This window comes from Roseofilum sp. SBFL (genome assembly GCF_017746885.1).
Taxonomy (GTDB): domain Bacteria; phylum Cyanobacteriota; class Cyanobacteriia; order Cyanobacteriales; family Desertifilaceae; genus Roseofilum.
The window spans coordinates 1-5,749 of record NZ_JAGHZH010000066.1 but is presented as its reverse complement, the minus strand read 5'-3'; the positions used below and the strand labels follow the sequence as shown (position 1 = coordinate 5,749).

At 46.3% G+C, this 5,749-nt stretch carries 5 protein-coding genes and 1 tRNA gene; 5 read left to right on the top strand and 1 reads right to left on the bottom strand.

Annotated elements, in window-relative coordinates:
- The 4 genes from J7545_RS07280 to J7545_RS07265 form a co-directional block, all read left to right on the top strand.
- The coding region (locus J7545_RS07280; protein ID WP_318719358.1) for a zinc ribbon domain-containing protein at positions 1 to 225 on the top strand (225 nt) is incomplete at its 5' end.
- A 34-nt stretch (positions 226 to 259) separates the two neighbouring features.
- Positions 260 to 1,132: an NAD(P)-dependent oxidoreductase gene (locus tag J7545_RS07275; RefSeq protein WP_318697881.1), complete on the top strand. Its 873-nt coding sequence runs from the start codon at positions 260 to 262 to the stop codon at positions 1,130 to 1,132.
- A gap of 221 nt (positions 1,133 to 1,353) precedes the next feature.
- Positions 1,354 to 3,753, top strand: a complete 2,400-nt coding sequence (locus tag J7545_RS07270; RefSeq protein WP_318697882.1) for a M48 family metallopeptidase — start codon at positions 1,354 to 1,356, stop codon at positions 3,751 to 3,753.
- Positions 3,754 to 4,379: 626 nt separating this feature from the next.
- On the top strand, positions 4,380 to 4,841 hold the full coding sequence (locus tag J7545_RS07265) for an RNA-binding protein (RefSeq protein WP_318697883.1): 462 nt from the start codon (positions 4,380 to 4,382) through the stop codon (positions 4,839 to 4,841).
- Between the two features lie 49 nt (positions 4,842 to 4,890).
- Here the strand turns inward: J7545_RS07265 and J7545_RS07260 are convergent, their stop codons facing one another.
- Positions 4,891 to 5,289 carry a response regulator gene (locus J7545_RS07260; RefSeq protein WP_413038590.1) on the bottom strand — a complete coding sequence of 133 codons (399 nt, stop codon included), beginning with the start codon at positions 5,287 to 5,289 and terminating at the stop codon, positions 4,891 to 4,893.
- A 130-nt stretch (positions 5,290 to 5,419) separates the two neighbouring features.
- On the opposite strand from J7545_RS07260, the gene J7545_RS07255 reads away from it, so the two are divergent.
- A tRNA-Gln gene (locus J7545_RS07255) sits at positions 5,420 to 5,491 on the top strand.
- Positions 5,492 to 5,749 lie beyond the last annotated feature (258 nt).

The following is a 5,749-nucleotide window of genomic DNA, read 5'->3' as shown; positions in this document are numbered from 1 at the left end:
TCTAAGTGCGGCTACAAATGGGGCAAGCTCGATCTAAAAATTCGGTTGGTTCGATGCCTAAATTGTGGCACTGAACACGACCGAGATGAGAATGCAGCAAAAAACATAGAACGAAGTCGCCATAGGGCATTGGGAGACTCTAAACGGACGCAGAGACAGAGTAAGACTACTTCGGTAGCATCAGTCAGTGAAGCGTTAAGAATCACCGTGGCTTCAGCCCGGTGAGTATGTCAATTCGTAGTTCCATACAACACAAACCATGAATCAACAACTCGCTTTTTTAGGACTTGGAGTTATGGGCGGGCCTATGAGTGCTAACCTGGCTCGTGCCGGATATCCGATTAAAGGGTGGAATCGTACCCCCGATCGCCCAGAGATAACAACGGCTCTAGAAGCAGGTGTAGAGATCGTTTCCTCCATTCAAGAAGCTGTAGCTACAGCAGATGTGATTTTCTCCTGTGTGGGTGATGTCCCCGATGTGGAGGAAGTCCTATGTGGCCCGGGCGGTGTGGCAGAATGGGCGAGACCAGAGACTCTGGTGGTGGATATGAGTACCATTGGCCCCAATGCCGCTCAGGCGATCGCCCAAACCTTATCCACTAAATCACTCCGATTTTTAGATGCTCCCGTCTCTGGGGGAGATATTGGGGCACAAAACGGCACATTAACAATTATGGTCGGAGGTAGTGAAGCTGATTTTAACGAATGCTTACCCTTCTTTGAAGTCATGGGAAAATCCATCCATCTCTGCGGCCCGGTTGGCAGTGGACAAGCGGTTAAACTCTGTAATCAAGTCTTATGCTCGGCCAATCTCATCGGTTTATGCGAAGCCATAAAACTGGCCCAAAAACAGAAGATCGATCCCAATTTAATCGTTGAAGTTTGTAGGGGTGGTGCGGCTGGCTCTTGGGCGCTCTCCAATCTCGGCCCTAAAATTAATCAGTCTGATTTTGCTCCTGGTTTCGCCATTAAGCATATCTTAAAAGATTTACGCTTGGTTTTAGAAATGATTGAAGCCGAAGATTTCCCAGGTACTGAGTTAGCCAATCAGCATTTTAAGAGTGTTGAGAAGCTAGATAATGGGGGAGAATTGGGCACTCAGGCAATGATGAAAATCTATCACCCTTCTTGAGGAGTGGACTTGAGAAATACATACACCTGTTCTTCTCTAAAAAACTGTTCTTTTAGCGATCGCCTCTAGGCTCTTCCCGATACCCAAACTGGCGTTAGATTAGCATAGATTGAGTTAAGGATAACCGTACCCTATGCCTATACCCTTCGACAGCGAAGATAAGGAATAGGGGGAGATATTCTTGCTGCTATCACTCTCAATGGCCTACTATCACCTCCTATATGTCATCACCACCCCCACAACGCCCTTCCTTAACGGCGGGGTTAGCAGCACTCAAGCGTCAAGAGTACGATCTCGCGATCGCCCACTTAAACGGCGTTTATACCAATGAATCAGAGGGCATTTGCAAAAGACGCGCTCAACAGGGATTAGTTATTGCTTATCGTAAAGTGGGTCAAGGGCAACAAGCACTTAATTTATGCCAGTTGCTCATCTACAGCCCCGATGCACCGTTCCAAAACTGGGCGAAAAAAACCTTACCTAAACTCAAGCGCCAGTTCCCCGATCTGGAGCCATCCAAGACCATGTCTCCCGACGATCCCACAGATGCTTTACCCGTTTCTGCTCCTCAGGCTCCCAAAACGGAAGTGAAAGAACCCAATAACCGTCTGTCCGTTCCTTCTACTGCCCCAGAAGTGAGAACCTGGAAAAACGCTGGACGTGCTAAACGATGGGGCACTCTCCCGAAAACCTCGAAACTGGGATCGGATATTCGTTGGTTATGGGGTTTGCAAGGAATAACGGCGATCGCCTTTTTTGGCTGGATGGTGACTGTCATTGAGATCAGCTTTTCCCTTGTCCAGTACCTGCTTTTGAAACTGCCCTTTCTCAGCCCTTGGCAAATTCTCTATCAAGACCCCACGTTATTCCTATTCATCTTCTCATTATTAATTTTTATCGCTTCTCCAGTTTTGCTCTCTGTCCTGCTCAAAAAAGGGTATGAATTAGAACCCCTAAACCTAGAGCATCTCAAAACCATCCGGCCAGAATCAGCGACCCTAATTCAACGCTGTTGTCGTCAACGGAAACTTCCCCAACCTACACTGGGTATTTTACCCACTTCGTTGCCCCTAATTTTTACATATATCCAATACCCGATCGGTCACTTGCGCCCTACCGGTCATGTGGTTATTTCTCAGGGAATGCTCGATCGCTTGGAAGATGATGAACTCGCTATCTTTTACGCAACCCAACTGGCTCACATTCTGAACTGGGATTTTCTCTTGCTTTCAGCTTGTGTCTGTTTCCTGCAACTTCCCTATACTCTATATTGGTCAGTCTCTAAGTTAGGTGAGCGTTTGGCCGATCGCCTGGATATCCCTCTGCTAGAACTAATCGTCAGAGGCTTATCTACTCTCTTAGCAAATCTCAGTTATACCTACTATCATCTGTTCCGTCTGCCCTTACTGCTGCTCTCTCGATGGCGACTGCTTTATAGTGATGCCAGCGCAGTAAGTCTCACCGGAGACCCGAATGCACTTACCCGTGGATTGTTGAAACTGGCACAAAGTTGGCACAGGGGAATTATGCAGACATCTACTGTGCCGGAAGTTGTAGAACGCTTCGATCTCTTGCTTCCCCTAGGGGTGGAACAGGCGATCGCGATCGGTAATCTAACCCCGAATCAACCCTTTGAAAGTGTTCTGCAATGGGATTTACACAATCTCTATCGCTACGGAGTTACCCTACTGAGTAGTCATGGACGATTGGGCGATCGCCTGCAACGGTTAACGGATTTAGCCCGATTTTTCCGCTTAGAAACGGAGTTGGATTTACCGTTTATCCCTCCTCGTCGCTTCTCTTTATCGTCAGATTTTACCCAATGGCTAACCACCCAGATGAATTTCAGTTTAGAAACCGAGTTACGTCTGCCCTTTTCCTCTCCCATTCGGCTCTCTTTACCTTCAACTTTACCTGAATGGCTGAAAACGGCGATTAATTTGATTGTTGCCACTTCGATCTTTGTTAATAATAGTCTCCCTCTATTCCCTCGCTCTCTCTGTCAAGCGTTCATTGTGGGGATCGGGTTTCGTCTGGTGTTGATGCTGGTGGGAGCGATCGCCTATTTTTTCTATGTGGGTCAATTGGTTTGGCTCTCCCAAGATCAGGATGGGGATTTAATCACCGCTTGTTATTTCATTAGTTTGAGCCTGATCCTAATGCTTCAGATCAATCGCTATTATCCGGAAGTGCGTCCCCTCCAGGCTCAGCGCATCGATCGCTCAGAATCCTTCGCTAAGTTCCAAATCGACGCTACTTTAACTCCTCAAAAACGCCAGATTATGCGGTTACAGGGCAAACTCTTGGGACGGCGTGGGGTTCATAATGGTTTAGGACAGACGTTAATGCTACACACTTCTGCGGGGTTGATTCGTTTACGCCATTGCCCCCGTGCGAGTATTTTTGGGGATTGGGGGATTAACCCTATTTGCCCCAAAGATTTGATCGGTCAGTCTGTGAAGGTGGGGGGCTGGTTGCATCGGGGGGCTGATGTGGCTATAGATTTGGCCTATTTGGAGGGGCGATCGCAACTACAAGCCAATAGCTATCATCCCCTACTCCTGTCTTTACTGGCGATCTCCTTTGGACTTTGGGGGGCTTATCTGGTTTTTCAGACCTAATGTAAAGAAATTTTGCGAGATTTCAATTTATGTGTTACATTTCTTAACAAGAAGGCTCAAGCCAGAACAGTCAATCAACCTGGCGATCGACAACGCAAGTGCAAGGTGGGCTGCTTTGGAATCATGTGTTCTTCCTCCCAACACAGCAAGTTAACCAGCCGGTTATGCGGCTGGTTTTTACTATCTGTTAGCCATAGGATTAAGAAAATTTCTGAACAAGGGGATGACAAAATCCTGGACTTAAGGATAAAATAATTGAGTTTTGGGTAGCTCCATCTGCCAAAACGTGATAGGTTAAATATGGCATGAAGTAAACATGGTAGAGCCACCTAAAAAATATAAATATGTGCTCGATAGCGATAGGAATACCCGGAAAATTTACAGTGACTCCAAAGGGAAAACCTGGCTCTTCCTTTTCCGAGTCTTCGGAATCGATAAAGCCTGCCATGAGACTCAATGAGCAACGTGATGCCTAACCCAATCCTAATAGTAAAGGTTTACCAACGAGGTGAATATTTTGCTGTGTTTACCCATCATCCTCAGTCTACTGAATGCCAGCTCGGTGTTCAGGACGCTAGGTCATGCCATATCTATGTCAACTCAGACTAAATAGGGAGGTCTTATCAATGTCTGTTCGGTTATACGTTGGTAACTTACCGAAAGAAACGGAAAAGCAAGAGCTAGAAGCCATTTTTGCTGAAACAGAACCCAAAGTTTCCACTAAGGTCATTACAGACCGTAAGACCGGTAAGTGTCGCGGATTTGGGTTTGTCACGGTCAAAAATGAAGAGCAAGCCGATCAAATTATTGAGCAATTTAATGGTTATCTGCTCAAAGAAAGTCCCCTTAAGATCGAGAAAGCCCAGCCTCGGAACAAAGGTAAAGAGGGGGGCAGCGCAGAAGGTGGGGCAGCCTCTAGCGCTCCTACTGCCAGTTCAAGCGGTGGTGGAAACCGTAAGAAAAATAAGTCCAAGAAAAGCACCTCTAGCCCCAGCCAAGATACGGGTTCCATTCAACCCGATCCTCGTTGGGCTGCGGATCTGGAAAAACTCAAAGAACTGCTGGCAACGCAAACCACTAAAAGTTAGTAGCGTTTTACCAGCAGAGTTGACTTATAAAGGTAAAGGACTAAATCCTTTACCTTGATTTTCTTTGATCGATAAAACCTTGGACAATACCTTGTATGGTTTGGGAATCAAAAGGCTTAGTCAGATACTGGGTTGCCCCAGCAAGTTGCCCTTGGACTTTATCAAACGGACTATCCCGCGCAGTCACCATCACAATCGGCAGAGATTGAAACTCAGGGATACTGCGAATGGTACGGCACAGTTCCAAACCATCAACCCCTGGCATAGAAACATCAAGTAAAAGAACAGCGATGGATTCGTTATAAATTAAATTTAAGGCATCTACAGCATTATCAGCGACTAAAACCTCTACTCCTTGATCTTGGAGTGCATTTTGAATCGATTTTTGGACGATCGCACTGTCATCAACGGCGAGGATTTTAGGGGGAGATGGCGGAGTTGTGAACAACACGGTTGCCTCATCACGTACAGATTCAGGGACTCCCACAGGGGAAATTCGGGTAAATTGGGGGAATTTTTCAGTCAAACCCTTGACAAACCCCTAGCACTTAAGGTTATCATATCAAAGGTAAAGCCAATGGGGTGTAGCCAAGCGGTAAGGCAGCGGGTTTTGGTCCCGCCATTCCTAGGTTCGAATCCTAGCACCCCAGTTTAACTTCATAAATTACATGCTATGACTCTCGCCTAGGAATGGCGGGATGAAAACCCACAACCTCCTCATCCCAAAAGTGGCACTACACCTGATTTGCACCTAAACTCACCATAATACCGTAAAAAATAAGGTGCAAGAAATAGGTTGAATGAGTTAGATAGTAATTAGAGTTTTCTATAGAATTCATAGAGAAATTCAAGGAGTTCCCTGAGAGAACTGGCAACCCCTCCCAAAACCCCTAAAAATATCTCTCACC